Here is a 26,064-nt window from a genome sequence, read left to right on the forward strand (position 1 = left end):
GATTAAACTCCTATTAAAATAGATTCTAGTAACGGCCAATTCCGATCTTTATCAGACATTTCCGTTGCATTCAATGGCCAAGAAATTTCTAAAATTGGGTCATCATAACGTAAACCTCGTTCATATCCAGGAGTGTAAAATTCACCCACTTGATAGACAACTTCTGCACCATCTGTTAAAGCTTGATAACCATGAGCAAACATTTCTGGGACATAAAGAGCGCGACGATTTTCTGCACTCAGTTCTACACCAATATGCGCTAGATAAGTGGGAGATTCAGGACGCATATCCACAATCACATCATAAATAGCTCCTTGAGTGCAGCGAATTAATTTTGTTTCCGCTGCGGGAAGAGTTTGATAGTGCATTCCCCGCAATGTGCCTTTTTTATGATTAAAAGAAAGATTACATTGGGCAACTGTTGGTTTTAAGCCATGTGCTAAAAATTCATCAGCGCAGAAAGTTCGAGCAAAAAAACCACGAGAATCAGGCTTTTCTTCTAAGTCAATAATGAAAGCACCAGCAAGTTTAGTAGAGGTAAAAATCATGGTTATTTAGGAAAGTTTTATTGAGCATAACAGAATCGTAGGGGCGTTCGCGTAGCGTGCCGTAGGCATCAGCATTCGGACATAAAATTAATGGTTTTGGCGATAGATTATCACCCGAATGCTTCGCCCTTACAAGATTTCAATTCTTGCATTTCAGGTTTATACCTTTAATCCTAATTGTTGACTTATTTCGGGAAAGGTATCATCATGATATTGTGTACAAAGTTCAGGTCGTTTAGGAGAGTTAGCTGTGTATGTAAAAAATAGTGTTGACCGCTCTTGGTTTCTCACAGTTCCGTGATGCAAAATATTTCTTACATCTGCAAAAATCACAGTTCCAGCTTTACCAAGACATGATTTCCAAGTTGATTTAGGAATGACTTTCATCATTTTATCATCGTTAATTCCTAAAAAATTTACCCGCCACAACTCATAATCAACTCGATAATTATTTACTTGTTCTAGAGAATTAGCAGGTAGGGGAATATATTCAAATGGTCCATGTTCTTCAGTTACATCATTTAGATAGATAATCACCTTAATCATGCGTCTATCTTCAGAATCTTTATGCCATAGTAAAGTTTCCAATTGTTTTTCATTAGGAAAGTCTTTCCGCACATGAACACCATGAAAAGCAATAGGTAAACCTATATAATGTTCAATGATGTTTTGTAATCGGGTTTCAATTCCCCAATTAAAGAATTCTGGTAAATCTGTAACCGTATAAATTTGCGGTAACTTATATCCTGCATGGATATCTCTAGGATTTACCATCCTATCAGTACAACTATTAGCAGTAGCTAACATTGTAGCTGTAGATAAAAAACCTAAATTTTCCAAAGATGTGATATAAACACCTGATGTTTTTAGGGTATCAACAATCAATTGATCTTTTGCACTAATAGCAGGTAAATTTTTGCTATGATGCCAAAGTTTCACTTGATAAGCTAACTCATCTTTTAAGACTGATATTTTTTCTGCAACTTTATTAATCACAATCCAAATACCTCCCAATCAAAAGTTATTTTTTCCAAACAATTGGTGATTTATCCCTTATAGTTTCTGACTTCTGAAGTCGTTGCTCTCTCCATTTCTGTTTCTGCTACTTTAAATTCTCTCATTGGTATTAATTCCAATACGGCCACACTAGCTAAACCTAAAAAAGGAATTACTGTCTTAATAGCCGATACAGGCCATTTTCTCATCGCTCCTAAAAAAACTTTCAGGTCTACTTCATGGTAATTTTGTAAAAGCATCCGACAACAATATGCTTTAGAATAACCAACTTGCTCAAGTTTTAAAATAACTTCAGGTATATGTTGGTATTGCATTAAAAGTGCAGATTTTGGTTCTTTTTGCCAATAACTAACACCAACAATACATTCTAAATAGACATCTTTAGTGACAATTACTTTGCCATTAGCAGCACAATAACCGGCTAAATATGCTAAAGATATCCAATTATTACTAGCAGTTGGCCAAATTTGGAGAGCGCGTTTAATTAAATCAGCACGATATACTGTAGCAGTTAGAAAAATTACTGCTCCTACACTTTTAGTAAAACAATGTTCAAATATTGCTTTACCATCACCTTTACCATCTTCAGTATCCGCATCAAACCAGCGATTACCAACTATTTTTGGTGGATGTACTGCTTCACCAGTAATTTGATTTCGACCAGAAAAATTCAAAAACAATAATGATAAATTATCAATATTTTTAATTTTATCCATCACATAAGCGACTGCTCTTTCTTGAATGGGATCATCATCACCAATTGTCCAAACATACTTGGTTGTGGCAGAACTTAGGCAATGAAAAATATTTCGCATTACGCCTATGTTTTCAGGATTTTTATTTGATTTGAATGTGATATCTTGGAGAAGATTCTCCCATTTATTAATGATAGATTGAGTATGATCCGTAGAACAGTTATCAGAAACTAAAATTTCACATTCTGTTTCAAATCCTTTAATAGCCTGAGATAACCAAGTTAATTGTTTATCTAGTAAATCGGCTCGATTGTAAGTAGGAATAGCAATAGTTAGGAGTTTGTTCATGGTTTTTGATAGAAAAAAATTTGAGAATCTTCATCAAGCTATATCTGATTTTTTCTGATTGAAATTCAGTTGATAGATAAATTTTCCTAGCAATTGCAAGTAGTTAATTATAATATTTGTGGCTAGAACTGGCCATCTTCTAAAAGCACCTAGTAATATTTTCCAATCACTCAGTTTGAAAATATTTTCTAGAATCATCCGTTGGCAAAATTGAGGAGAATATCCTAAGTTTAACAACTTCAGATAAACCTCTGGGATATAAACATATCGCATCATTAATGACCAGCGAGGATTTTCTTCTAAGGAACTAGCGTGCATTGTGCATTCCAAATAATTATCTTGAGTGACAATTACATTTCCATGAGCCGCACAAAATCCAGTCCAATATGCTTGGGATGCCAAATTTTTACAAGAAGTAGTCCACTGTTGTAAAGCTTTCTGAACTAGTTCAGTTTTATAAATGGTAGCGGTCATGAATAGTACCCCACCAAAACTATTCTGTAAATACTGTTCAAATACAGGTTTACTATTAGTAATTATTTCATCACTATCACTAGGAAACCAGTGTTTTACCAAAACTTGATTTGTTTTGTGATCACGTCCACAACAGTTAAGAAACATCAGTGATAAACTGGGATTTCTTTTAATTGTAGTTACGACATGAGCTAGGGTTATTTCCTGAATTGGATCATCATCACCCACAGTCCAAACATATTTACTACGAGCAGCTTGAAGACAAAAAGCAATATTCGGCATTAACCCTATATTTTCCCGATTTCTATTCGCTATAAATACAGTATTACTAAAAACAGATTGCCATTTTTTGACGACTCCTGGTGTATTATCTGTTGAGCAATTATCAGAAATAATAATTTCACATTCCGACTCAAAACCTTTAATTGCTATTGCTAACCAAGCCAGTTGTTTATCTAGCAATGCAGCACGATTGTATGTAGGAATAGCAATAGTTAGTAACTTTTGCATTATATGGTAATCCTGGTATGAGGATATTACTTGGTATAAATCTAAGAGAAGTGTTTAAATCGAATATCTTAAATTGAGAAAATTCAATTTAATCCACCTTGATGCAATAATGTTCGGTTAAGAAAATGTAGGTTGGGTTGACGTATGTTACCCAAAACCCAACAAAATTATTAATCATGTTGGGTTTTGCTGTCGCTCAAACCAACCTACGATATTTTCGGAAGAAATTAATAATTTTCCTGCTTATTCCAGAAAAAATCTTTGTCAATTTGTTCTGTGCGAATTAGATACTCTAATTGTTTCAAGCGGGTGAAACCTCTAGACAAGAAAGTATCTTCATTCATATCAATTTGCTTGAACAAATTAAATAGTTGACTAGCACCAAGTTGAGCATTCCAATCACACTTGAATCCGGGAAGAATAGTGTTAATCTTTTCAAAAGATACTCGATAGCTGCGATTATCTGAACCGTTAGTACCAAAAGATAATTGACAACCAGGAAAGACATCAGCAACGATTTCTGCTATTTCTTTAACTCGATAATTATTCGCTGTATCACCAACGTTAAAGATTTGATTGTGAATAATATCTCTGGGTGCTTCCAAAGCACAAACAATGGCTTTACAAATATCTAAAGCGTGAACTAATGGCCGCCACGGTGTACCGTCACTGGTCATTTTAATTTCTTTGGTAGTCCAAGCCAAGCCAGCCAAGTTGTTTAAAACAATATCAAATCGCATTCTGGGAGAAGCACCAAAAGCAGTAGCATTCCGCATGAAAGTAGGAGAGAAATCATCATCAGCTAATGGTTGAACATCTCTTTCTACTAATGTTTTACATTCGGCGTAAGCTGTTTGTGGATTAACTGGTGATGATTCTGTAATATCACCTTCACTAGCCACACCGTACACACTACAGGAGGACATATAAACAAAACGGCGGACACCTACTAATTTTGCCAAATTAGCTAGACGAACTGAACCTAAATGATTAATATCATAAGTAATGGTAGGAGATAATTGTCCAGTAGGATCATTAGATAATTCCGCCATGTGAACAATAGCTTCTACACCTTCTAAATCTTCGGGATTGATATCACGAATATCTTTATTGAGAGTTTTAGCTGTTAAGTGAGTGCCATTATATAGCCAACCAACCTTATAAAAACCAGTATCAACACCAATTACTTCATGTCCTCTTTGCATTAATAAAGAAGGCAATAAAGAACCAAGATAACCTTCTGTTCCAGTTACTAAAATCTTCATGATTGTTAAAATTTTTGATGTGTAAAATTAAGTTGTTTTTGAAGAGTTCGCAAATAAAATTCTCTTGTAGGGTGCGTCAGACTTGATTTGTTAGTAAAGTTAACAGATTTTTAGTATCTGACGCACCCTACTAACTTACTAAACTGTGCAAATGAGTAGGTTCTGGTATTTGCTTAACTATAGCTTTACCAATTTCCAAAGAAGAAGTTGCAGCGGGTGAAGGTGCATTGCAAACATGAATAGAGTTCTCACCTGCAATGATTAAAAAGTCATCAACAAGCGCACCATTATTCATTAATGCTTGAGCGCGAACTCCTGCATGGGTAGGAATTACATCTTCTGCTTGGACTTCGGGAATTAGTTTTTGCAGACTTCTGACAAAGGCTGCTTTACTAAAGGAACGAATGATTTCTTGAATCCCTTCGTCAGCGTGTTTTGCTGCTAATTTCCAAAAGCCGGGATAGGTGATCACTTCGGCAAAATCTCTAAAATCAAAGTCGGTTTTTTTGTAACCTTCACGTTTGAGACTGAGAACTGCATTTGGTCCGGCGTGGACACTGTTATCAATCATCCGGGTGAAATGCACACCGAGAAAGGGGAAATCTGGGTTAGGAACTGGATAAATGAGAGTTTTGACCAGATAGCGTTTTGCGGGGGTAAGTTCGTAATATTCGCCGCGAAAGGGAACGATCTTAGCTTCAGGATTAGCTTTACCTAATTTTGCAATGCGATCGCTATGTAATCCGGCACAATTGATCACAAATCGAGTTTCAAAACTGCCCTTGTTAGTTTCTAATACCTGATTTTTGCCACTGCGGGTAATTTTCACAACTTGGGTATTGAGACGTAAATCTCCCCCTTGATTGCGAATTAATTCCGCGTATTTTAAACAAACTTGTTTGTAATTAACAATTCCTGTACTAAATACCCGAATTCCACCTACACAACTAACATGAGGTTCAACTTCTTTGACTTCTTGAGGACTAATTCTTTTAACAGGAATACCGTTTTCTAAACCGCGGGTGTAGAGATTTTCTAAGCGGGGTAATTCTTGTTCATTAGTGGCAACAATTACCTTGCCACAAACATCATGATCAATATCATACTTTTGGCAAAATTCTACCATGGAACGGCTGCCATCCCGGGAGAATTTCGCCTTAAAACTTCCTGGTTTATAGTAAATCCCCGAATGAATTACACCGCTATTATTACCAGTTTGATGAAATGCCCATTCACTCTCTTTTTCTAAGACTAGTATTTTGGCATTTGCATAACGTTCTCCTAAAGCCATGGCTGTGGAAAGTCCAACTATTCCCCCACCAATAATCGCAAAATCATACATTAGTAATTTTTCCTAAATCCAAAATTTCTATTCCCAAACTTGCCAAGGAGCTTTACCACTTTTCCAAAGGTCTTCAAGATAGTTTTTATCTCTTAATGTGTCCATGGGTTGCCAAAAACCATCATGTTTGTAAGCCGATAACTGTTCTAAATTAGCTAACTTTTCTAATGGTTCTTTCTCCCACACAGTTGAAGTATCAGCAATAAAATCAATTACTTGTGGTTCTAGAACAAAATAGCCCCCATTAATCCAAGCACCATCACCTTCAGGTTTTTCTTGAAAACTGGTAATTTTAGTTTGTTCTTGTCCTAAAGAAATTGCGCCAAATCTTCCTGCTGGTTGCACTGCGCTAAGTGTTGCTAATGTCTTTTGTTCTTGATGGAATTTAATTAATTCTGTAATATTGATATTACTGACACCATCACCATAGGTAAAGCAAAAGGTTTCATTCCCAATATGTTCACGAACTTGCTTTAACCGCCCACCTGTCATTGTATTATCACCTGTATTTACTAAGGTGACGCGCCAAGGTTCAGCATATCCAGAATGGACATTCATTTGATTAAATCGCATATCAAATGTCACATCTGACATATGTAAAAAATAGTTAGCAAAGTATTCTTTAATAACGTACCCTTTGTAACCGCAACAAATAATGAAATCATGAATACCGTGAGCTGAGTAAGTCTTCATTATGTGCCAGAGAATTGGCTTACCACCAACTTCAACCATGGGTTTGGGTCTGATACTGGTTTCTTCACTTAACCTTGTACCCAGACCTCCTGCTAAAATCACTGCTTTCATGTAGTTACCTCAAAAATTTGCAGGTGGGTGATAATTTCAACTGATGGAAATGAAGAGAATGCACAATGATGGCAGAGAACTTGAATACTTTTTTCTTTCTCTTTCTTGGGTAGATAAACATAATTTAACTGTTATTTTCTAGAAAATTATAAAGAATAAGTAAATTAAGATATTTTATCTGTAAAATATTTATAGCAGAAGTCAGGAGTATGGCGTTAGTCATACTCCTGAACTCCTTTTATATCAATTACTTTGTCCAAGTAGGGTTGAGTTAGATAATAAACTGTCACATTTATTAGCGACAACAATACAAATGCTACTGAGGGACTGTTGATAATTATCCATATCATTTTCTTCTAAAGAAACTTTAGCGGCTGCTTCTAAATCCGCAACTGCTTGAACATGATTTTTATCAGCTATACCTTCTCCATATTGTGCTAGTTCATAGTAGGCCATACCACGTTTTAGATAAATTTTAGCCAACCGAGAATTGAGTTTAATTGCTTCAGTAAAATCGGCGATCGCTTGTTTATATTCTGCTGCATAATTAGTGCTATATTGAGCCATTTGATAGCGAACCGAACCCCGTTGAAAATAAGCATCTACTTTTGATGAATTGAGTTTAATGGCTTCAGTAAAATCGGCAATTGATTTTTCGTATTCGTGAAAAGAATTATTGATGTATTTATTGATTTCAAATCGCACAACACCCCTTCTGATATAAGCCTCAGCATCATTTTTATTTATATTGATGGCAGCATTAAAATCCGCGATTGCTTGTTTATATTCTCTGTTAGGGTCACTACTATAGTTAGCAAGCATATAATAAGCATTACCGCGATTTACATAAGCTTTAACTTCTTGAGGATCTAACTTCAAAGCTTGGTTATAATTAGCCAATGCAGCTTCATAATTATTTAAATTGTACTGGGAATTAGCCAAATCTATATAGCTTTTGGCAGACTGGGGATTCTTTTTAATAGCTTGGGTAAAGTTGACCACTGCCTGTTCATAGTCTTGCCGTTGATAAGCAGTATGACCACGCTGATAATAATCCGTAAAAGAAAGCTTTGGTAAATCAGGAGTTTGATTAGCAGCACGAGACATCAAACTTTGTTGAGTATAAGGATTTTGGGAAACAAAAGGACGGGTAAATTTAATCATTACGTCCAAATAACCCAAAAGACCCAATCCCATCACCCCAACAATGAAACCGTATATCTTGGGGTTTAACTTTTTCCGAGACGGAACATGATAAAACTGCTGGTTTATGGGTTGCCAATGATAGACCGGATAATTTGATTTTAATGGCTGAGTAATCCGTGGAGTCGGAACATAGCGACGTTTAGACTGAGGTTTTTGGCGTGGTTGCAGATGTTGTTTAGAAGCGATCGCTACGAGTGACGGAAACGGATCTCTTCCACCTAATCGTCTAGTCCTCTCACACCAAGGACATTTATCTAAATGATTATGATAAAGATGCTGAGGATTAGCCGCACAAGTCAGCAAACTTTCCTCCACTGCCGCTAATGCCGATAACCAAGTTTGAGCATTAGGACGTAACCGGGGATTGTCATGACCATCTTCAAAACAACGCACAAATAAATCCTGTAAGCTGGGATGAAGCAGATCCCAACCAGGGGAAATCGGAGTGGGCAAATAGGGGACTTGTTTCTTTTGACTATAGGTAAAATGCCCAGAAAGTATCCTTCCCTGGTAGGTTGGAGGTTCTATCCCACCTTGAAATATCCCAGAAAATGGGTGAGTTCCTTCCATTAACAATTGGAAAATCAGTACAGCCAACCCAAATAAATCATGATAATTTTCGCGGTCATAATCAGCAAAAGTTTTATTCTGTAATTCTGGCGGAGTATACTCAGCCTTACCCACAGAACAACGATAGACCAGATTTTCTGATGGTTCGGTCACTTGGAACGAATCTGTATCTACCAATGTCACCAATGCCGTATCACTAACCAAAATATTTGACTCATTCACATCACCAATACAGTATCCGCTGGCGTGCAAAGCCGCAAAAGCTGAGGCTAGGTTACGGGCAGTCCGCAATAAATACTGATAATTAAACAATGGGCAATGTTGTCGGCGAATCCCCGGATTATAAAAATCCATAATTGGCCGCATTCCCCGAATCCGGGGCATAATAAAGCCCACAATCTTACCGCTACTATCTGCTGCTTGTAACAACTCCTGTGGCCAAGCAATGGCAATATGCCCTAAATTGTCCGTCGGATTAACAGGAGGATTAGCCAGCATTGCCCGCAGTTTTTGGGCATAGGAGATAGTTGGTTTGTGATAGATTTTCGCCACTAGATTGTCATCCAATGGCACTGCATAGATACAAGCTTCACCACCATGTCCCACACTGACAGAGAGGTTGAGAATTTCCGGGTTGGGAAAAGGACGTAGTACCTGCATGGCAGAATTAAGGTTATGTGAAGTAATTGGAATCAGTCAAAAGTTCAGCAACTCAAGAGGATGGCTTTAGCTGGTGTGAGGAGGTAGGAGTTATCCACCAACCTGCAAATAATTCCTGATTACCATAACTCATGAGTTAATAAATGCAGCTAGAACTAAAGTCAAATCATCATCAGTCCGCTGAGTAATTTTATCAGAGCTTAAAAATCTCATTAGATGTTCTTTGGCTAATATTCTATCTTCAGCGTTAGCTACAAACTCGAATAAAGGTAAAAAGAAAGGTTTATGAGGTTCACCAACAATCATATTTAAAGCTAACATCTGTAACCCATCGGTAAGCACACCAACATTAACTATCTCTTCCCGCCATATTTTCAGTTGTGCTGTCTCTAAAGCATCCGGAGATGTTAAAAAGGTCGTTTGATTGATATATTCACCGTTGCTGGGGATGGTTAAGGCTATCAGATTACCCATACTATTTTTAGCTACAGCTAAACCATCACCAACCTGCCCCACAGCCACAATTTCTGGTGTAGCAATCATGACAATTAAGGTAGTTGCTAAATCATGAGGTTGATTGTGACAAATATCCGCCTCAATTTCTATGGCTTTGCGGGCTGCTAACATAGCATCAGTTAGCAAATAACCCAAAAAATCATTATTAGCCAGGGTATTACTGGTAATCTCTTGGCGAGAAAGATGCTCTATTGCCGTTTCTACAGCAATCATTGATCCCACCTTTCCTAGTTTAGCAGAACCCGCACCATCGGCTGCTGCTATTACCAACACATTATTGGCTAATAGTTGCCAATGGTGAGCATCCTGACAAAGTTGCTGGTTTTTTGAGTGACTAGTTCCACATACAGATGCAGCTACTATGCGCCATTGAGAAATCTGTTTTGATGTATTCATATAATTTGTTTTCCACAGCTAGTTCAGTTTAAACAACAAGCTGTAATTTTCATCTAAACAGATCCCCACCCAATTGGTGGTAGTGCTACCTGTTCATCTACTTGAGAATGGGATACCGCTGACATACTTGCGGACAACCATACAAACATCTCAATAAAATTTAATCCTTTCAGCTTGAGTGGACTCCGCACAGCGATTTGACTTAATCTGCTCATGTTCGCATTGTCTACGCCCACAGTAAAGAAGGCCACCCGCTTATTAGATTCATCTCCTTGCAGTCTTTGGGATGCTTGTTCGACAACATGATCTAGTTCACCTTGGGGTTCACCATCGGTAATCATAAACACCCAGGGACGGTAGTAAGCAATACCATTAGTTCGATATTGGGATTTACGCTCTTGAATAATATCTAATGCTTTATGAATTGCTGAACCCATGATGGTTAAACCCTGAGCTGTGAGAATTGGCGGATTAAATTGATCAGCAGTTACAAAGTCCTGCACGACATTTACACTACTATCAAAGGTGATAATTGCCACTTCCACTCTTCTGGATGCTAGAGAATTTTTTACCAGTTCATCCTTTAAACTCAACAAACCTTGATTTAAAGCTTCGATTCGTTCCCCCTGCATTGAGCCGGAGGTATCTAGCAATAGCACGCATGGGCAACGGGGTTCGGGATTTTCCGCAAATTCTACAACTTCGTCAAGATTAAATGTATCAATCATAACTTTTTGTGTTATGTTATAATCCAAAGTCTTATTTTCCTTTTACTCAAAGTATATAGTTTCTAGCGCTAGTATGACTAAAATTATGGTATTTTGTCGAAAATACTTGAGTTTTTCAGTAAAGATATTGATTTGCGGTAAATTTGCCAAATATCTCTCCAACTCCTCATAACTAGGCGTTGCATAATTCAAGTATGAATAACCTCACTCAGAGGGAATTACAACTAAGTTCCTGGGTGTAATTTCCAGGAAATGAATACTTTCTCTTCTTTGCTATTCTTGCTCTTGTCCGATAGCTGGGTGCTATAATCAACATATACATTTACATCCATAAATTTTTAAAGATTCTATGTGAGATTTCGTCTGTCTTCAGGTAAATAAATTCATTATTCTTAAATCCCCAAACAGGACGAATATCATGCTGACGGTTGATGAATTTAAATTATCCGAAATATCTCAGCATTCTCCCTCGGATTACTATATGATTTATCAAAATCAAATAGCTGAAAGATCTGACAAGCAGGAGATTTATATCTAAGCAAATGCTCAAGAATTAGCACAAAAAACCACAAAAATTGTTACATTCAAGATCGCTAGGTAGGAGAATTTTTAGAAAATGTTTTTCGTTGATATTCATAATTTAATAACTTGTGATCATGACTATATTTTCCAGTGATATCATATTACAGCCTGATATTTAATCTTTTCCCATACTATATTGATGTATCCGCCCAAAAAATTGTAAAAATATGAAAAATACTGGCACATTTACCAAACTACCTCCCGCAGGTTTATTAAGACAATTAAGCAACTGTTATGAAACTACCTGTTTACAAGCATTTAGTAACTCTGTATCTTGGTTGATATATATAGAAAAAGGAAAAATTATCTATGCGACTCATTCCGTAGAACCTTTTGATAGATTAGAACGACAAATGCGTCGTCTCCATCAACAAATACCGCTCGTAGATAATGAAGTGCGCGTACAAATGCGCTTGGTGTTTGAAGCTGAAGATCATGATCATTTCCCAAACCAACCTCCAGAATACGAAGCGATTAACTGGCTTGTCACTGAACAACATCTTCTGCCTACTCAAGCAACATTACTTATTCAAGAATTAGTTAAAGAGGTAATTGAATGGTTTATCCTCATTAAAACAGGCACTTATGAATTAGCAGAACCAATCCATGATTTGACAAAAATTTGTCAGTTAGATATCAATACTATCATCGAAGAATGTCAAAATCAGTTACAAAATTGGCGATATCTTGGTAGATATATCTCTTCTCCCTATCAGCGTCCATATTTGTTAGTTAGTAGCAAATTTCAGGATAAAAGATTACCACCACTAAAAGAGAATATCACTAATTGGATGAAGGGTTTTAGCTTGCGTCATCTAGCGATTATCATGAATCAGGATGAATTGCAACTAGCTTTAAGTTTATACCCCTATATTGTCAAGGGTTCGATAGTATTACATGAGCCAGATCCTCCATTTGATAAATTACCAAAAACAAATGGCAGTCTATTACCATTTTCTGGAGATAGCACAGAATCGGTGAGGGAAAAATTATTTATTTCCGATGTAGCACTAAGCAAAGATCCTCCTCCAGAAACTTTAATTATTTCTGAAAATAATGTTGCGGTTCAACAGCTAGTAACAGACATTGCTGATTTACCTCCAGATGATTTACAACCCGAAACTGTTGATAGTAACATAGATGCTGATTCCCAAAAAGTAAAAGTCAATCCGAGAACTACACAAAAGACTTACAAAATTATCTCTGTAGATGATAGTCCCACAATTCTCAAGGAAATTAGCCGTTATTTAGAAGATGAGAATTTTACTTTGGTAACTATTAATGAACCAGTAAAAGCAGTCATGTCAATTATTCGACATAAGCCGGATCTGATTTTACTGGATTTAAATATGGCAGGAATTGATGGTTATGAACTATGTCGGATTATCCGCAATAATTCCCTGTTTAAAAATATTCCCATTATTTTTGTGACTAGCAATAAGGGAATTATAGATAAGGTAAAAGCGAGATTTGTCGGTGCTTCGGGATATTTAACTAAACCTTTTACTCGCGCTGAATTGCTAAAAATTATTTTTATGCACTTGGTATAATGATAGCAAAGTAGGGGTTTAGCATTGCGCTTTACCCTGACTTGATTTTGAATTTAAATTTTGTGCTTCCTTGTCTCAACCAAAGCAACCAACCGTTATTTGAGAAGTATAAGTTTTTTAAATGGACATTTTCACAAAATTGGTAAAGTTGATGTTTATTGAGAATATCTCTCTCTATTCTCAAGATTATTGAGAATGTTATCAATAACGTAACGAAAATACGTTTTTACAGGATTGATTAATACCCCTTGACTTTTTGTGCTACTATTAGAGATAGAATCGGCTAATGCTATGTTTAATTTTTGGGCTTAACTAAAAGCCTGTATTTTGTTGGGTATCCTTGCGTCAACCCAACGGACAATATAAATTGATTAAAGATTTAAAATAAATGACTTTCCATAAACTACAACCCAGAGAATCATTAAATAAAGCCTTTCTCAAGGTTAAACCCAATAGAAATGATATTGAGCATTTTAAAAAGAATCTGCAAAGTCTAATTGAGAAAATTAATGAAGTTGAATCTGAAGAGTTTCATAAAAATCTGATTGGTGATTTTTTAAAGAACACATATTATGGTGGAAATCATTTTATTAATACTAAGGGACGCAATGATTTTGTTATTCATAATGGTAAAGATGCTAAAAGTAGTGTTGGTGTAATTCTGGAAGCTAAAAAACCTACCAATAAAGGTGAAATGCTGAAAGTTGATAATTTGAATACTAAAGCTTTTCAGGAATTGGTTTTATATTTTCTGCGGGAAGTTCCTGAATATAAACCTGAATATATAAATATTACTGCAATTGTTGATCAAATTCTCACCGCTAAAAAATCAGATCCAAAAGCAGATACAACCGCATTAGAAACAGAAATAGATCAGCTAGTTTATCAACTTTACGAACTAACAGCAGAAGAGATTAAAATTATAGAAGGGTAAATACCACAAATCCCAGATCCCCGACTTCTTAAAGAAGTCGGGGATCTAAAAGCAGAAATATAAACACTCATGCTACTTGCTGCTGATTTTATAAAATATTTAATGTGTATCTAGCTCTAGTTTTAATAATATTTAATTGGTCAACTTGTGCTAATAATTTATCTAAAGTTTCAGTTTCAACCTTTGATAATTGATTTTGAGAATTTTTAATTAATAACTCCTGTAATTGCGTCTGAGTTTTAGGAAATAAAGAACTTTCTGCTAAAGCTTGTAACTCATCTATACTTAAACCAATCAATAATTCAGAATCTACAGATAAGTTAGTTAGTTGTTGATAGGTTTCTAAGTTTAACAGTACCCCAACCTTTTCTCCCTGTGCGTTAGTGATATATTGAACTGATTCAGACATGGCTTTACAGTCAAATTTGATAGTTTTATTGTAACTTATGATTGGATTCTAGATCCCCGACTTCTTAAAGAAGTCGGGGATCTCTATGCTGCTTCCCTCAATTGGGTGGGTACAGACACTTCTGGAAATGACAGAGAAAGCTGTTCTGGTGATGGTATTGGCGCTTCCTGTAATACCGTGACTTCAATATTTACACTGACTAAATAACTACCTGTATCTGCACCTACGGCTTCAGAAATTATTTTAGCTATATCTGGACGTTTTGCAGTTAAAGGATCACGGATAATACAACGATCCCATTCATGCTTGGCCGTTGGGTTAAGATTGAGAATATAATGCTTCATCATAGGTGTAGTCCTTAAAATCCTTATTCCATAAGTCTTTCCAGGTTTGAAGACTATTTTCATAGTATAGTACAAATTTACTAATCTGGCAAGAGCATGATCAAAAATTGCCTTTAATAAAAGCAACTACTTTATAGATAAACATATAAAAACGCAAAGACGTTTTACGAAACGCCTCTACGATTTTCTGGACTGAGATGAAAGATGGTTATGTGACTAAAGAAACTTGATAATTTAAGTTTCTGATGTTGCACTTGTGGAAAACTCATCCTGAGAATTCAATAACTGCACCTCATTAATCCAATTTGCTTGTTGCGGTACGGGAATATAAATTCCGGCTGCGTCTAAGGTGATTTTTAGGCGACGACGATATTCTCGCGCTACGTTCCATTGTTTAAGCGGTTGGGTTTTGATCCAGACACGAATCATCACACCGCGATCGCTAAAATGCTCAACACCCAAAACATTTGGCTTTTCCAGAATTTGATGTTTCCATTCGGGATCTTGACTCATCTCCAAACCCACATCTTTAATTATCTTCAAAGCCTCATCTACATCCGCTTGGTAAGAAACCGGAATACTTAAATCAGCCCGTGACCAACGACTAGAAAGATTAGCCACAATCTTCACCTCACTATTGGGGATAGTAATTAAGCGTCCTTCCGAATCTCGAACTTGAGTCATTCGCAGATTCAACTTTTCCACCAAACCGCCCACAGTACCCACAGTAATCATATCACCCAGGGCATATTGGTCTTCAAAAATAATCAGAAAGCCGTTAATTGCGTCTTTGATTAAGTTTTGGGAAGCGAGGGATATAGCCACACCGACTAAACCAGCACCAGCTAACAACGGAACGATATCTATCCCCAAAGATATCAAAGCTAGTAAGCTACCTGCACCCACAAAAATAATCGTAGTGATACTTTTAGTTACGCCGGAAAATGTGGATATTCTCAACTGCAAACGTTCGGATGTTTCTGGAGTTAATAAAGCCCCACCACTCACTATGGTTGAGGTAAAATGATCTATTAAGGCATAGGTAAACCGCACAGCTACATAAGTTCCCACCGCGACAATAGTTAATTTAATGGGAATTTGGGCAATGGTGAGAATCCCAATTTGGAAGGCGCGTGTGTAGGGAAATAGTCCTAAAATAATTAAACTACCACTGCCCCAAATCCCTGCTTGTGCTATTTGAAAAAGTCTAGTTTTGACTTCTTGAAGATGCTGCTGTTGTTGTTGATTTAATAGTTTGGTAATTGGTGCAGTATCTTTGGAAATAGCCGGGATAGAATCGGCTGCATTCTTGCTTAAACGCTTTTGCCAGCGCCTGACACCCCAACTGATGATGATCATTGCCAGTGTCCCCACAGCAGCAATTTCACCTTGCTGAATTAAAAACCGAGTTTGTCGTTCTTGTTTGGCTTGTTGCAGGTGTTGTTTTAAGTCATCACTAATTTGATTTGCTAATGTTAACGGGTTTGCCTGTCCAACATCTTCGTAGGTAATGGTCATCAGGTATTGGTCATTAACAAAAATCGTCAGTAATCCTTTAACTGTGCGATTCTGCACTTTAACTTCCGTTGCAGATGCCTGTAAATAATTATGGGTGATATCCTGTAAATTCTGTTGAATGTTTTGAAAACGTTCGGGAAATTTGGTTTTTGAGGCAGTAATGCTAAATAAAGGACGACCATCTAAATTAATCCAGCCAGATACCATCTTATCATCTACCTTATTGCTTGAACTACTGGGAGTGGGCAGAAAAGGTAAAGGAGAAAACTGGGCTGTGGCTTTGGTGACAGAACCGATGGTAATTACCATTGTCCCTGCTACCGCTAAAAATCGAAGTATCACTAAAACACCTCCTTGTGTCAATGAGGGAATAGAAAAATCAGAATCTTTGTAGAGACGTTCCATGGAACGTCTCTACATTCTTTGTTATCAGATGTCAATATCCTGTCACCTGTCATCTATTCCCGTTGGAGTTGCTATATTCTTACCAGAGAATGATGAAAAAAGAAAAAGCCCGATCTAGTGTTAACACGGCTCATATCAGAGGTGAAGCTAGTTCACAGGACTTTTTGAATAGCTGATTACTAATTCTCAGAAAATATGGCTAGTAATGAGAAAACCTTGTTAAAGTACGTAAAGGCTTATAAACCTGTTTCATTTTTTTAAAGGATAATTTTCATGATTGCAACCACTCCCAGATTAAAGCACGAGGTTAAAGACCTCGGCCTAGCTCCCTTGGGAAGACAACGCATTGAATGGGCTGGCAGAGAAATGCCCGTATTGAAGCAAATCCGCGATCGCTTTGAGAAAGAAAAGCCCTTTGCTGGATTGCGTATTTCAGCTTGCGCCCACGTTACCACAGAAACAGCACATTTAGCGATCGCGCTTAAAGCCGGTGGTGCTGATGCAGTTTTAATTGCTAGTAACCCCTTGTCAACTCAAGATGACGTAGCTGCAAGTCTTGTAGCTGATCATGAAATTTCTGTATTTGCACAAAAAGGCGAAGATGCCGCTACCTATAGCCGTCACGTCCAAATAGCTTTAGATCATCGCCCCCACATCATTGTTGATGATGGTAGCGACGTGGTAGCAGAATTAGTTCAACACCGTAAAAATCAAATCGCTGATTTAATTGGTAGCACCGAAGAAACCACTACAGGTATCGTGCGGTTACGCGCCATGTTTAACGAAGGCGTTCTTACCTTCCCAGCGATGAATGTCAACGACGCAGACACCAAGCACTTCTTTGATAACCGCTATGGGACTGGTCAATCTACCTTAGATGGGATTATCCGCGCTACAAATATCTTGTTAGCTGGTAAAACTGTTGTAGTTGTCGGTTATGGCTGGTGTGGTAAGGGTACAGCCCAGCGCGCCCGTGGCATGGGTGCAAACGTCATTGTTACCGAAATTGATCACATCAAGGCAATTGAAGCCGTTATGGATGGTTTCCGTGTGCTACCAATGGCGGAAGCAGCACCTCACGGTGATATCTTCATTACTGTCACAGGTAACAAGCACGTCGTTCGCGGTGAACACTTCGATGTCATGAAAGACGGTGCGATCGTTTGTAACTCTGGTCACTTTGATTTGGAACTTGATTTGAAATACTTAGCCGCTAATGCTAAGGAAATCAAGGATGTCCGTCCTTTCACTGAAGAGTATAAATTGACAAATGGTAAATCCGTTGTCGTACTCGGACAAGGACGTTTGATTAATTTGGCTGCGGCTGAAGGACACCCCAGCGCAGTTATGGATATGAGTTTTGCTAACCAAGCTTTAGCTGTTGAATACCTGGTGAAGAATAAGGGTAGTTTAGCTGCTGGTTTGCACTCTATTCCTAGAGATGTGGATGAAGAAATTGCTCGTTTGAAGTTGCAAGCTATGGGCATTTTCATTGATAGTTTGACAGCAGATCAAATTGACTATACCAATTCTTGGCAGTCTGGAACGTAAATCATTAATTAGTTGATTTTTTGGGGATAGGCGTTTTGCTTATCCCTTTTTTTTAACGAACCGCAGAGACGCAGAGAGCGCAGAGGGAGGATATAATGGGATGGAGGGTGTTATTATAAGTTTTTATGTCAGCAAAAGATTTTTTTCACAATGCAGTTAGGTTAGCTTTAGAAAAAGATGGTTGGTTAATTACTAATGATCCTTTATCATTTACAGTAGATACTCTTGACTTTAGAATTGATTTAGGAGCAGAAAGACTATTAGGAGCAGAAAAGGAAGGTCAAAAAATAGCAGTTGAGATAAAATCTTTTTTAGGTCAATCTGAAGTTACTGAATTTCATATAGCTTTAGGACAAACACTAAATTACCGTTCTGTTTTAAGAAAAAAAGAACCCAACCGCATTTTATATCTAGCGATTGGTAATGAAATATACAAAGAATTTTTTCTTATTCCGTTTATTCAAGAAATCATTGCTGAACATCAATTAAAATTACTGATATTTGAAGCTATTAAACAGGAGATTGTTTTATGGAAGGAATGAATTATCCTGAATTGGTAAAAACTGTATTAGCAAGACATACAGAAAATCATGCTTCCAAAGGAACAGAAAAGGAGTTAATTTTTGATTGTGAAAGAAATAGTTATTTAGTAGTTCATGTAGGATGGGAAAATAATGAAAGGGCTTATGGGACAATTATTCATGTAGATATTAGAGATGGAAAAATCTGGATTCAGAGAGATTTTACTGAGGAAGGGGTAGCTAGTGAGTTGGTAGATTTGGGAGTACCAAAAACGGATATTGTTTTAGGTTTTAAGCCACCTTATATGAGACAGTTTACTGATTTTGCATCAGTTTAGATTTTTTATTCAATTTTAATAACTTGATTTTTTGGGGATAGGCGTTTTGCTTATCCCTTTTTTTGTATATCATGGTGTAATCATAATGCACAGTAAATTTCTACAAGAACTATTGGTAAAATCGCAGATATATCAAACCTTGACCTAGTTAAACTAGAAAATATTTTGGGAATGAAAACAGGTTATTTACTTCGTTATAGTGATAGAACGTTCAGAGATATTGTTATTAAAACAACAAATTCTAGGAGAGCCATTGTTTTTTGAAAGTTCTCAATTTATTTATTGCTATACTCTTTTCTTTTAAATTTTTAAATGTTTTGGGATTGAAGTAGCAAGTAATAGCATAGAATATCCAACTATTATTATCTTCCGTGTTAAGTGATTTAACTTTTTCTGTTATAAAACTTAGTAACGAAGTGGAATTTGGTTCATTAAATAAGGTAAGCATAATCTCCCAGTAGGTATTAATTTGTTTTAGTTCGTAAGATTGCAAAAAAATAATGATAGTTATGTAGGTTGGGTTGAGAAACAAAACCCAACATCTTTATAATTTAAGTGCGTTGCGCTTAACCCAACCTACGAAAATAAAAGATTGAAACTATTATACCTTACATCAATTAAAATTGCTAGTATTTCCACTCATCAAACAGGAGATTATTTTATAGAAACAATGAATTATTCTGAATTAGTCAAAACAGTATTAGCAAGACATACAGAAAATCATTTAGCCAAAGTAACAGAACTTCAATTAATATTTTATCATCCCAGAAATCATTATAATGAAATTAGGATAGAATTTAATGTAAAAAAATGATAAAATAAAGTAATGTCAAAAAAGCGTAAATTACTGGAGAAAGTTCTTTCAGGATCTAAAAATCTTCAATTTGATGATTTAGTGACATTAGTTGAAGCCTTTGGGTTTTCCCTATCACGTATCAACGGTAGTCATCACATTTTTACACATCCAACTATCCCCGAACTTATTAACTGACAAAATCGCAATGGTAAAGCTATTCCTTATCAGGTTCGTCAATTTTTGATTTTGATTGAAGAATACGCACTCACTTTGGAGAATGAGCAATGAAGCAGTATCACATTAATATTTTCTACAGTAAAGAAGATGAAGGTTATATTGCTGATATTCCTGATTTAAAATATTGTTCAGGATTTGGTTTAACTGAAGAAGAAGCACTGCAAGAAGTTCTCAAAGCCAAAGCTGCTTGGTTAAAAGCTGCGGAAATAGAAGGTAAACCCATTCCCGAACCAAGATATAAACCTGTAATTTATCAAATAGCTTCATAACTTTATAGTCTTATGGAAACATTAAATTATCGAGAAATAGTTAAAAATTTCATCCAAAAATATGCACAGGAAGAATGTGTAGAAGATTCAGAAAATCTCGAACTTGTTTTTGATACAGAAAGGGATGTTTATTTATTATTGGTTACAGGATGGAAAGATGAAAAAAGAATTTATTGGTTTCCCATTCATATTAGTATTAAAGATGGGAAAATTTGGATTGAAAGGGACTTTACAGAAGAAGGAATTCCTCATCAATTAGTAGAGTTAGGAGTACCGAAAACAGATATTGTTTTAGGTTTTAGATCACCTTATGTCAGACAGTTTACAGGTTTTGCATCGGTTTAGATTTTTTGCGTCTTTACATAAAATAAAAAATCTTGATCATTGCTATACTAGAAGCATTCCTAAATCATCATCTCATGCTAACCGTAACCATTGATGAAATCCAGAAAAACTTCACTAGCTATCTTCACCAAGTAGCAGCAGGAGAAAGCATTATTATCATTGAAGCAGGTAAAGCAATTGCAGAAATTAAACCAGTTCCCAATGTTATGGAAAAATTAGATTACCCTGAATTAGTACAACAAGTGTTAGCAACACATACAGACGGTCATTGCTCTGAAGGAACAGAAATCGAGTTAATATTTGATATTCAAAGAAATCGCTATCTAGTAATTCATATAGGTTGGGAAGGTGAAAATAGAACCTATGGTACAATGATTCATGTAGATATTAAAGATGGAAAAATCTGGATTCAGAGAGATTTAACTGAGGAAGGGGTAGCTAATGAATTGGTAGAATTAGGAGTACCAAAAAGCGATATAGTTTTAGCTTTTAGAGCGCCTCATATCAGACAATTTACTGATTTTGCACAAGATTAAAACTTTGCGTCTTTGCATGACACAAAAACCCCAAAAATCCCCATCATTAATCATTAGGAGGATGCCAACTTAAACTAATCCAAATAGCCCTAGCTTGGACAACATCTTCATTATTTAATCGTAAAGCTAAAACCGTACCTCTGCCAATAGCAGTTATCCCAATAATATGAGTACCACCATTTGCCCATTGAAAATGATCTAACCATCTTTGTAGACGAGGATTAAACAAAGATATAGATTCATTCGTTACAGGATCATTAGCTGTTATTTTCGCTCCTTTAAACTCATTACAACGATAACAACAAGCAGCTAAATTTTCTCGCTCATCATTTCCCCCCAATGAACTAGGCAAAATATGATCCATAACTAAAGGCATACCTGTTAACCGGCTAGAAGTGCGACAATATTCACATCTATAACCAGCCTCATTAATAACTTGTTGACGAAGAGATTTAGAAATAGATGACACTGGTATTATACTAATTGCTCAAAATCTGGAAGAGAAAACCCTCGCCACTTTAAAAGTGCATAGGCATAAGCTTTTTTTAACATTAAATAATCAGCACTCACCCGCAACGATTTCAACAATAACCTATCAGATTCACTTAATTGATTATTTTGATTTTTTTCTAACAGTTGAAAATGTAATTCTTGCTGACTTTCTGGAATTTGACTTTGAGCAATAGTTAATAATTCCTCAATTGTTAATTCTTGCATAGCAATTAATTCCCCTTGTAATTCCAGAGGTGCATAATCAATAGCAGGAGGAGCATTAATTTGAGTAGGCATAATTTATCCTGGTATTTGACCTATATATATTTTATAACACTTCTCTTTCTTTGCGTCTCTGCTCCTTTGCGACTTTGCGCGAAATAAAAAATTATCCCAAAGTCAAAATACCTTCTGGAAAATCCACCACCAAACGCAACAACTTCAACCACTCAGAACCCAATAAAATTTCATTAATTCCTTTACCCACATTCACAGGAATTTGATACTGCTTTCCGTCTAATATCACTTGACCTAAATAAATCTGAAATTTTGATTCACCTTTAGCAGTCCGTAACATTTCCTCCCCACTATACAACCATTCTAAACCATCTAAATCTTGTGTATTAATAGCCATGAAACCTGCAAAACCACTATCGAATAGGGCATCTACAGCAAGATTCAAGCCATCATTAGTAACTAATTCAATCTCAAAAAATAATTGCCCATTTTCTCCAAAGTAACCCTCTATCATATTGTGCCAGTTGTCCCCGTTTCATTCAAACAAAAAACGAAGTGTCTAGCTTGAGGATATTTTTCCAACATTCTTTTATGAGATTGCATTCTATCCTGATCAATTAAATATTCCCCACTATTGGGTTCTATGGAAATATACCAACCATAGTGACTTTCGATATATTGAGGACGGACACGCTCAAAAATTGCCCGACAACGTTGATAAAATATTTCATCTTCCGCTTCTCGTCTAGCTAATTCTTCTGGTGCTATAATCAATTCCGGAAAAATTCTTCCTCTTCTTACCACTTTTTTTGATGTGATGTGAGTCATATTTTTAACTTGAACTCTAGTTATTATTTTAACTTAAATTGTGCTTAATTGCAAGTATTACCATGACAATAGGTAACATTACAAAAACCTTTGTTCTTGCAATTCTTCCTTTGCGACTTTGCGCGAAATAAAAAATTATCCCAAAGTCAAAATACTTTCTGGAAAATCCACCACCAAACGCAAAAACTTCAACCATTCAGAACCTAATAAAACTTCTGTAATATTATCCCCCACATGAACAGGAATTTCATACTCCTTACCATCCAATATTACCCTACCTAAATAAATATTAAACCTTGATTCACCTTGTGCTGTTTGCATAGGTTCATTACCAAGAAAAACCCAATCCAGTCCATCCAAATCTTGAGTATTAATTGCCATAAACTTGGTAAATCCTGTATCTAACATCGCATCTACAGGTAGATTTAACCCATCAGCAGTAATCAAATCAATCTCAAAAAATAGCTGCCCCTCACTACCAAAATTTCCCTGAATCATATTCTCCCAGTCGTTCCTGTTTCATTTAAGCAAAACACATAATTTTTAGCCTTTGGATATTTTTGAAGGACTTTTTTATGAGCTTGAATATTATCTTGATCAAGAAAGTATTCTCCACTATTGGGTTCTATGGCAATATACCAACCATAGTGACTTTCGATATATTCAGAACGGACACGATTAAAAATTGCCCGACAACGTTGATAAAATATTTCATCTTCCGCTTCTCGTCTAGCTAATTCTTCTGGCGCTATAATCAATTCAGGAAAAATTCTTCCTCTTCTTACCACTTTTTTTGATGTGATGTGAGTCATATTTTTAATTTGAACTCTATTTATTATTTTAACTTGAATTATGCTTGTATGTACAGACTGATTACCGTTATTCAACTAACAACGAATCGCAACCAATATCTTCATCCCAAAGTTCCGGGTTAGTCGTAATAAAATCACTCATCATTTGTTCACATTCATCTAAATTTAAATCCACTACTTCCACACCGTGGGATACCATAAACTCCTTCGCACCCGAAAAAGTCTTTGATTCTCCAGCAATAACTTTTTTAATGCCAAATTGCACCACAGCACCAGCACACAAATAACAAGGCATTAATGTAGAGTAAAGTATTGTACCTCTGTAGTTACCAATTCTCCCTGCATTGCGGAGGCAATCAATTTCCGCATGAGTCACAGGATCACCGTCTTGCACGCGCTTATTGTGTCCGCGTCCGACAATTTTACCATCCTTAACCAGCACAGAACCAATGGGAATTCCCCCTTCTTGTCTACCTTGTTGAGCTTCCAAAATTGCCGCATTCATAAATTCGTCCATTTGTCAATGCTCCTGATCTAAAAAGATAAGTATTATTGATGCTTCCCTGTGGAAAAACTGTGGAAAACCCATCCTCAATTTTTACAAAATAATGATACTCCATGAAACTCATAAATAATAAATTAAAGTTTTCCACAGCTTTTCGGCAGAAAATTGGATTTTTACCGCAATTTTAAATAAAAATTAATCATTTATTATATTTTTCTTAAAATTCGGACTGAATAAGAGAGATTTGAATTTGATAAATTAGTTTCTTGGTTGTGGAAAACATCCAGAAAATTAATTCTATTTTAGGGAACGAGTCGCCATTTGAATGCGATCGCTCAATTGGTGTAAAGTTTGAACTAAACTCTGATCACTTTCTTGTAACTGGGTAATCTTTTCACAACTATACATCACCGTCGTATGATCTTTACCACCAAACTCCTCCCCTATTTTGGGTAAACTCAAATTTGTAAGTTGTCGCATTAAATACATTCCGATTTGTCTAGCCCAACTAATTTCCCGACGACGGGAATTACTTTTTAAGTCCTCAATAGAAACATTTAAAGCATCAGCGACTATATTTAAGATTATCTCTGGAGTTGTGGCTATTTTCTGGCTAGGAGTTCCGAGAATGGGAGCAAGATTTTCCACAGTCATAGGTAAACCCCAAATAGAAATATAAGCCAAAGCCCGAATTAATGCCCCTTCCAACTCACGGATATTAGAAGTACAATTAGAAGCAATATATTCAACTACCTCCCGTGGTAAACGAATATTTTCATATTCAGCTTTTTTCTGCAAAATCGCCATTCTGGTTTCTAAATCAGGCGTTTGAATATCCGCAATTAGCCCCATAGAAAACCGGGAACACAACCGTTCTTGTAAACTGGGAATTTGATTAGGAGGACGATCTGAAGCAATTACAACTTGCTTACCTGCCTCATGTAAAGTATTAAAAGTATGAAAAAATTCCTCTTGAGTATATTCCTTCCCCTCCAAAAATTGAATATCATCAACTAACAACATATCAGCAGCCCGATAATGTTCGCGGAAGGTTTGCATACTATCTTGACGAATAGCAGTAATTAAATCATTTGTAAACTGCTCCGTAGACACATAAAATATCTTAGAATTAGGAGAGATTTCCCAGCGATAATTACCAATAGCTTGCATTAAGTGAGTTTTCCCCAAACCCACACCACCACATAAAAATAACGGATTAAATTCCCTCCCCGGATATTCGGCTACAGCTAAAGAAGCAGCATGAGCCATGCGATTGTTAGCGCCGACCACAAACCGCGAAAAAACATATTTAGAATTTAAATCTGAAGTCTTTTGCGTATTTATCGGAGCATTTGCCAAAATATGATTTATTGCTGGTAATTTCCCCCCTAGTTCCTGTTTACCCAAATGAGAAACTTCCTCATCTTCAACTACAGTAATATAAATTTCGATGGGATAACCCACAATATCTTGGACTACATTAGCAATAGTATGAATGTAATATTTTTGCAGCCAATTGCGAGCAAAAGGATTAGGAGCATATATTACCAAACAGTTGTTTTCTAGCTGCTGTGCTTTAGCTGTCTTAATCCAAGTTTCAAAGGTAGGAGGAGCTAACTCTAACTGTAAACGCTCTAATACATGATTCCACAAACCATCTATGGGAATTTCCATTAACGCCACCTTTATCCGTAATTCCTAATTCCTAATTTGTAATCACATACAATAAGATCCTCAACTTCTGATTTCAATTCATAATTTATTTACAAGCCAAAA

Annotated in this window: 30 protein-coding genes; 9 read left to right on the top strand and 21 right to left on the bottom strand. The window is 36.3% G+C overall.

All coding sequences use genetic code 11. The annotated features are described in order from the left end of the window. Positions 1-2 precede the first annotated feature (2 nt). The 10 genes from rfbC to HGD76_RS19960 all read right to left on the bottom strand — a co-directional run bounded on the left by rfbC (position 3) and on the right by HGD76_RS19960 (position 11,079). A complete protein-coding gene (gene rfbC / locus HGD76_RS19915; protein WP_148759694.1) occupies positions 3-548 on the bottom strand; it encodes a dTDP-4-dehydrorhamnose 3,5-epimerase in 546 nt (181 codons plus the stop codon). A gap of 159 nt (positions 549-707) precedes the next feature. Next, the gene (locus tag HGD76_RS19920; RefSeq protein ID WP_407644792.1) at positions 708-1,544 is read right to left on the bottom strand and encodes a phytanoyl-CoA dioxygenase family protein; all 837 of its coding nucleotides are present in this window, start codon (positions 1,542-1,544) and stop codon (positions 708-710) included. 50 nt (positions 1,545-1,594) lie between these two features. After that, positions 1,595-2,608 carry a glycosyltransferase family 2 protein gene (locus HGD76_RS19925; RefSeq protein ID WP_168696804.1) on the bottom strand — a complete coding sequence of 338 codons (1,014 nt, stop codon included), beginning with the start codon at positions 2,606-2,608 and terminating at the stop codon, positions 1,595-1,597. A gap of 33 nt (positions 2,609-2,641) precedes the next feature. Continuing rightward, positions 2,642-3,592, bottom strand: a complete 951-nt coding sequence (locus tag HGD76_RS19930; protein ID WP_168696805.1) for a glycosyltransferase family 2 protein — start codon at positions 3,590-3,592, stop codon at positions 2,642-2,644. Positions 3,593-3,819: 227 nt separating this feature from the next. Further along, the gene (locus HGD76_RS19935; protein ID WP_168696806.1) at positions 3,820-4,857 is read right to left on the bottom strand and encodes an NAD-dependent epimerase/dehydratase family protein; all 1,038 of its coding nucleotides are present in this window, start codon (positions 4,855-4,857) and stop codon (positions 3,820-3,822) included. 130 nt (positions 4,858-4,987) lie between these two features. Beyond that, positions 4,988-6,199 (bottom strand): L-2-hydroxyglutarate dehydrogenase, encoded by a 1,212-nt coding sequence (gene lhgD, locus HGD76_RS19940; protein WP_168696807.1) that lies wholly within the window; start codon positions 6,197-6,199, stop codon positions 4,988-4,990. A 27-nt stretch (positions 6,200-6,226) separates the two neighbouring features. Next, entirely contained in the window at positions 6,227-7,003 is a 777-nt protein-coding gene (gene rfbF / locus HGD76_RS19945) for a glucose-1-phosphate cytidylyltransferase (RefSeq protein ID WP_168696808.1), read from the bottom strand. A gap of 243 nt (positions 7,004-7,246) precedes the next feature. Further along, positions 7,247-9,439 (bottom strand): tetratricopeptide repeat protein, encoded by a 2,193-nt coding sequence (locus HGD76_RS19950; protein ID WP_168696809.1) that lies wholly within the window; start codon positions 9,437-9,439, stop codon positions 7,247-7,249. A gap of 129 nt (positions 9,440-9,568) precedes the next feature. Beyond that, entirely contained in the window at positions 9,569-10,351 is a 783-nt protein-coding gene (locus HGD76_RS19955) for a PP2C family serine/threonine-protein phosphatase (protein ID WP_015077999.1), read from the bottom strand. A 53-nt stretch (positions 10,352-10,404) separates the two neighbouring features. Beyond that, the gene (locus tag HGD76_RS19960; protein ID WP_015077998.1) at positions 10,405-11,079 is read right to left on the bottom strand and encodes a vWA domain-containing protein; all 675 of its coding nucleotides are present in this window, start codon (positions 11,077-11,079) and stop codon (positions 10,405-10,407) included. A 749-nt stretch (positions 11,080-11,828) separates the two neighbouring features. On the opposite strand from HGD76_RS19960, the gene HGD76_RS19965 reads away from it, so the two are divergent. Together HGD76_RS19965 and HGD76_RS19970 are read left to right on the top strand one after the other, a co-directional pair. After that, positions 11,829-13,211 carry a response regulator gene (locus tag HGD76_RS19965; RefSeq protein ID WP_168696810.1) on the top strand — a complete coding sequence of 461 codons (1,383 nt, stop codon included), beginning with the start codon at positions 11,829-11,831 and terminating at the stop codon, positions 13,209-13,211. A gap of 388 nt (positions 13,212-13,599) precedes the next feature. Next, complete coding sequence (locus HGD76_RS19970) at positions 13,600-14,145, top strand: DUF7149 domain-containing protein (RefSeq protein WP_168696811.1); 546 nt, start codon at positions 13,600-13,602, stop codon at positions 14,143-14,145. Positions 14,146-14,233: 88 nt separating this feature from the next. Here the strand turns inward: HGD76_RS19970 and HGD76_RS19975 are convergent, their stop codons facing one another. The 3 genes from HGD76_RS19975 to HGD76_RS19985 form a co-directional block, all read right to left on the bottom strand. Next, positions 14,234-14,554 (bottom strand): hypothetical protein, encoded by a 321-nt coding sequence (locus HGD76_RS19975; RefSeq protein WP_015077995.1) that lies wholly within the window; start codon positions 14,552-14,554, stop codon positions 14,234-14,236. Positions 14,555-14,637: 83 nt separating this feature from the next. Continuing rightward, positions 14,638-14,901: a hypothetical protein gene (locus tag HGD76_RS19980; RefSeq protein ID WP_168653237.1), complete on the bottom strand. Its 264-nt coding sequence runs from the start codon at positions 14,899-14,901 to the stop codon at positions 14,638-14,640. Between the two features lie 231 nt (positions 14,902-15,132). Further along, a complete protein-coding gene (locus tag HGD76_RS19985; RefSeq protein ID WP_233467271.1) occupies positions 15,133-16,725 on the bottom strand; it encodes a mechanosensitive ion channel family protein in 1,593 nt (530 codons plus the stop codon). A gap of 369 nt (positions 16,726-17,094) precedes the next feature. Here HGD76_RS19985 and ahcY point away from each other — a divergent pair, with 369 nt between their 5' ends. The 7 genes from ahcY to HGD76_RS20020 all read left to right on the top strand — a co-directional run bounded on the left by ahcY (position 17,095) and on the right by HGD76_RS20020 (position 21,414). Further along, positions 17,095-18,372 carry an adenosylhomocysteinase gene (gene ahcY, locus HGD76_RS19990; protein WP_148759670.1) on the top strand — a complete coding sequence of 426 codons (1,278 nt, stop codon included), beginning with the start codon at positions 17,095-17,097 and terminating at the stop codon, positions 18,370-18,372. A 125-nt stretch (positions 18,373-18,497) separates the two neighbouring features. Continuing rightward, complete coding sequence (locus tag HGD76_RS19995) at positions 18,498-18,914, top strand: XisH family protein (protein ID WP_168646219.1); 417 nt, start codon at positions 18,498-18,500, stop codon at positions 18,912-18,914. Then, positions 18,902-19,231, top strand: a complete 330-nt coding sequence (locus HGD76_RS20000) for a XisI protein (protein ID WP_017804276.1) — start codon at positions 18,902-18,904, stop codon at positions 19,229-19,231. The genes HGD76_RS19995 and HGD76_RS20000 overlap by 13 nt, the downstream gene beginning before the upstream one ends. Positions 19,232-20,057: 826 nt before the next feature. Next, complete coding sequence (locus HGD76_RS25585) at positions 20,058-20,222, top strand: type II toxin-antitoxin system HicA family toxin (RefSeq protein ID WP_233466940.1); 165 nt, start codon at positions 20,058-20,060, stop codon at positions 20,220-20,222. Between the two features lie 89 nt (positions 20,223-20,311). Continuing rightward, a complete protein-coding gene (locus HGD76_RS20010; protein WP_168696812.1) occupies positions 20,312-20,533 on the top strand; it encodes a type II toxin-antitoxin system HicB family antitoxin in 222 nt (73 codons plus the stop codon). A 12-nt stretch (positions 20,534-20,545) separates the two neighbouring features. Further along, positions 20,546-20,878: a XisI protein gene (locus HGD76_RS20015; protein WP_168696813.1), complete on the top strand. Its 333-nt coding sequence runs from the start codon at positions 20,546-20,548 to the stop codon at positions 20,876-20,878. A gap of 206 nt (positions 20,879-21,084) precedes the next feature. Continuing rightward, positions 21,085-21,414, top strand: a complete 330-nt coding sequence (locus HGD76_RS20020) for a XisI protein (RefSeq protein ID WP_168653251.1) — start codon at positions 21,085-21,087, stop codon at positions 21,412-21,414. A gap of 46 nt (positions 21,415-21,460) precedes the next feature. On the opposite strand, the gene HGD76_RS20025 is transcribed toward HGD76_RS20020, so the two are convergent. The 8 genes from HGD76_RS20025 to dnaA all read right to left on the bottom strand — a co-directional run bounded on the left by HGD76_RS20025 (position 21,461) and on the right by dnaA (position 25,962). After that, entirely contained in the window at positions 21,461-21,883 is a 423-nt protein-coding gene (locus tag HGD76_RS20025) for an HNH endonuclease (RefSeq protein WP_168696814.1), read from the bottom strand. A gap of 5 nt (positions 21,884-21,888) precedes the next feature. Further along, positions 21,889-22,203 (bottom strand): hypothetical protein, encoded by a 315-nt coding sequence (locus tag HGD76_RS20030; RefSeq protein ID WP_168633118.1) that lies wholly within the window; start codon positions 22,201-22,203, stop codon positions 21,889-21,891. 91 nt (positions 22,204-22,294) lie between these two features. Next, positions 22,295-22,657 (bottom strand): aspartyl protease, encoded by a 363-nt coding sequence (locus HGD76_RS20035; RefSeq protein WP_168696815.1) that lies wholly within the window; start codon positions 22,655-22,657, stop codon positions 22,295-22,297. Continuing rightward, entirely contained in the window at positions 22,654-22,971 is a 318-nt protein-coding gene (locus HGD76_RS20040; RefSeq protein WP_168696816.1) for a hypothetical protein, read from the bottom strand. Before HGD76_RS20040 ends, HGD76_RS20035 begins: the two co-directional genes overlap by 4 nt. 135 nt (positions 22,972-23,106) lie before the next feature. Next, positions 23,107-23,469: an aspartyl protease gene (locus HGD76_RS20045; protein WP_168696817.1), complete on the bottom strand. Its 363-nt coding sequence runs from the start codon at positions 23,467-23,469 to the stop codon at positions 23,107-23,109. Then, entirely contained in the window at positions 23,466-23,783 is a 318-nt protein-coding gene (locus tag HGD76_RS20050; RefSeq protein WP_168653242.1) for a hypothetical protein, read from the bottom strand. Before HGD76_RS20050 ends, HGD76_RS20045 begins: the two co-directional genes overlap by 4 nt. A gap of 67 nt (positions 23,784-23,850) precedes the next feature. Beyond that, positions 23,851-24,300: a nucleoside deaminase gene (locus HGD76_RS20055; RefSeq protein ID WP_148759637.1), complete on the bottom strand. Its 450-nt coding sequence runs from the start codon at positions 24,298-24,300 to the stop codon at positions 23,851-23,853. A gap of 285 nt (positions 24,301-24,585) precedes the next feature. Beyond that, a complete protein-coding gene (gene dnaA, locus HGD76_RS20060) occupies positions 24,586-25,962 on the bottom strand; it encodes a chromosomal replication initiator protein DnaA (protein ID WP_168696818.1) in 1,377 nt (458 codons plus the stop codon). Positions 25,963-26,064 lie beyond the last annotated feature (102 nt).

This window comes from Dolichospermum flos-aquae CCAP 1403/13F (assembly GCF_012516395.1).
GTDB lineage: Bacteria > Cyanobacteriota > Cyanobacteriia > Cyanobacteriales > Nostocaceae > Dolichospermum > Dolichospermum lemmermannii.

Bases quoted from the DNA above. Each gene is read 5' to 3' on its own strand.
- HGD76_RS25585 (WP_233466940.1), top strand. From the start codon at position 20,058: ATGTCAAAAAAGCGTAAATTACTGGAGAAAGTTCTTTCAGGATCTAAA.
- ahcY (WP_148759670.1), top strand. From the start codon at position 17,095: ATGATTGCAACCACTCCCAGATTAAAGCACGAGGTTAAAGACCTCGGC.
- HGD76_RS20040 (WP_168696816.1), bottom strand. From the start codon at position 22,971: ATGACTCACATCACATCAAAAAAAGTGGTAAGAAGAGGAAGAATTTTT.
- HGD76_RS20035 (WP_168696815.1), bottom strand. From the start codon at position 22,657: ATGATAGAGGGTTACTTTGGAGAAAATGGGCAATTATTTTTTGAGATT.
- lhgD (WP_168696807.1), bottom strand. From the start codon at position 6,199: ATGTATGATTTTGCGATTATTGGTGGGGGAATAGTTGGACTTTCCACA.
- rfbF (WP_168696808.1), bottom strand. From the start codon at position 7,003: ATGAAAGCAGTGATTTTAGCAGGAGGTCTGGGTACAAGGTTAAGTGAA.
- HGD76_RS19950 (WP_168696809.1), bottom strand. From the start codon at position 9,439: ATGCAGGTACTACGTCCTTTTCCCAACCCGGAAATTCTCAACCTCTCT.
- HGD76_RS20055 (WP_148759637.1), bottom strand. From the start codon at position 24,300: ATGGACGAATTTATGAATGCGGCAATTTTGGAAGCTCAACAAGGTAGA.
- HGD76_RS20045 (WP_168696817.1), bottom strand. From the start codon at position 23,469: ATGATTCAGGGAAATTTTGGTAGTGAGGGGCAGCTATTTTTTGAGATT.
- HGD76_RS19975 (WP_015077995.1), bottom strand. From the start codon at position 14,554: ATGTCTGAATCAGTTCAATATATCACTAACGCACAGGGAGAAAAGGTT.
- HGD76_RS20000 (WP_017804276.1), top strand. From the start codon at position 18,902: ATGGAAGGAATGAATTATCCTGAATTGGTAAAAACTGTATTAGCAAGA.
- HGD76_RS19965 (WP_168696810.1), top strand. From the start codon at position 11,829: ATGAAAAATACTGGCACATTTACCAAACTACCTCCCGCAGGTTTATTA.
- dnaA (WP_168696818.1), bottom strand. From the start codon at position 25,962: ATGGAAATTCCCATAGATGGTTTGTGGAATCATGTATTAGAGCGTTTA.
- HGD76_RS20010 (WP_168696812.1), top strand. From the start codon at position 20,312: ATGAAGCAGTATCACATTAATATTTTCTACAGTAAAGAAGATGAAGGT.
- HGD76_RS19925 (WP_168696804.1), bottom strand. From the start codon at position 2,608: ATGAACAAACTCCTAACTATTGCTATTCCTACTTACAATCGAGCCGAT.
- HGD76_RS20050 (WP_168653242.1), bottom strand. From the start codon at position 23,783: ATGACTCACATCACATCAAAAAAAGTGGTAAGAAGAGGAAGAATTTTT.
- HGD76_RS19985 (WP_233467271.1), bottom strand. From the start codon at position 16,725: ATGGTAATTACCATCGGTTCTGTCACCAAAGCCACAGCCCAGTTTTCT.
- HGD76_RS20020 (WP_168653251.1), top strand. From the start codon at position 21,085: ATGGAAAAATTAGATTACCCTGAATTAGTACAACAAGTGTTAGCAACA.
- HGD76_RS19930 (WP_168696805.1), bottom strand. From the start codon at position 3,592: ATGCAAAAGTTACTAACTATTGCTATTCCTACATACAATCGTGCTGCA.
- HGD76_RS19955 (WP_015077999.1), bottom strand. From the start codon at position 10,351: ATGAATACATCAAAACAGATTTCTCAATGGCGCATAGTAGCTGCATCT.
- rfbC (WP_148759694.1), bottom strand. From the start codon at position 548: ATGATTTTTACCTCTACTAAACTTGCTGGTGCTTTCATTATTGACTTA.
- HGD76_RS19980 (WP_168653237.1), bottom strand. From the start codon at position 14,901: ATGATGAAGCATTATATTCTCAATCTTAACCCAACGGCCAAGCATGAA.
- HGD76_RS19935 (WP_168696806.1), bottom strand. From the start codon at position 4,857: ATGAAGATTTTAGTAACTGGAACAGAAGGTTATCTTGGTTCTTTATTG.
- HGD76_RS19970 (WP_168696811.1), top strand. From the start codon at position 13,600: ATGACTTTCCATAAACTACAACCCAGAGAATCATTAAATAAAGCCTTT.
- HGD76_RS20015 (WP_168696813.1), top strand. From the start codon at position 20,546: ATGGAAACATTAAATTATCGAGAAATAGTTAAAAATTTCATCCAAAAA.
- HGD76_RS19995 (WP_168646219.1), top strand. From the start codon at position 18,498: ATGTCAGCAAAAGATTTTTTTCACAATGCAGTTAGGTTAGCTTTAGAA.
- HGD76_RS20030 (WP_168633118.1), bottom strand. From the start codon at position 22,203: ATGCCTACTCAAATTAATGCTCCTCCTGCTATTGATTATGCACCTCTG.
- HGD76_RS19960 (WP_015077998.1), bottom strand. From the start codon at position 11,079: ATGATTGATACATTTAATCTTGACGAAGTTGTAGAATTTGCGGAAAAT.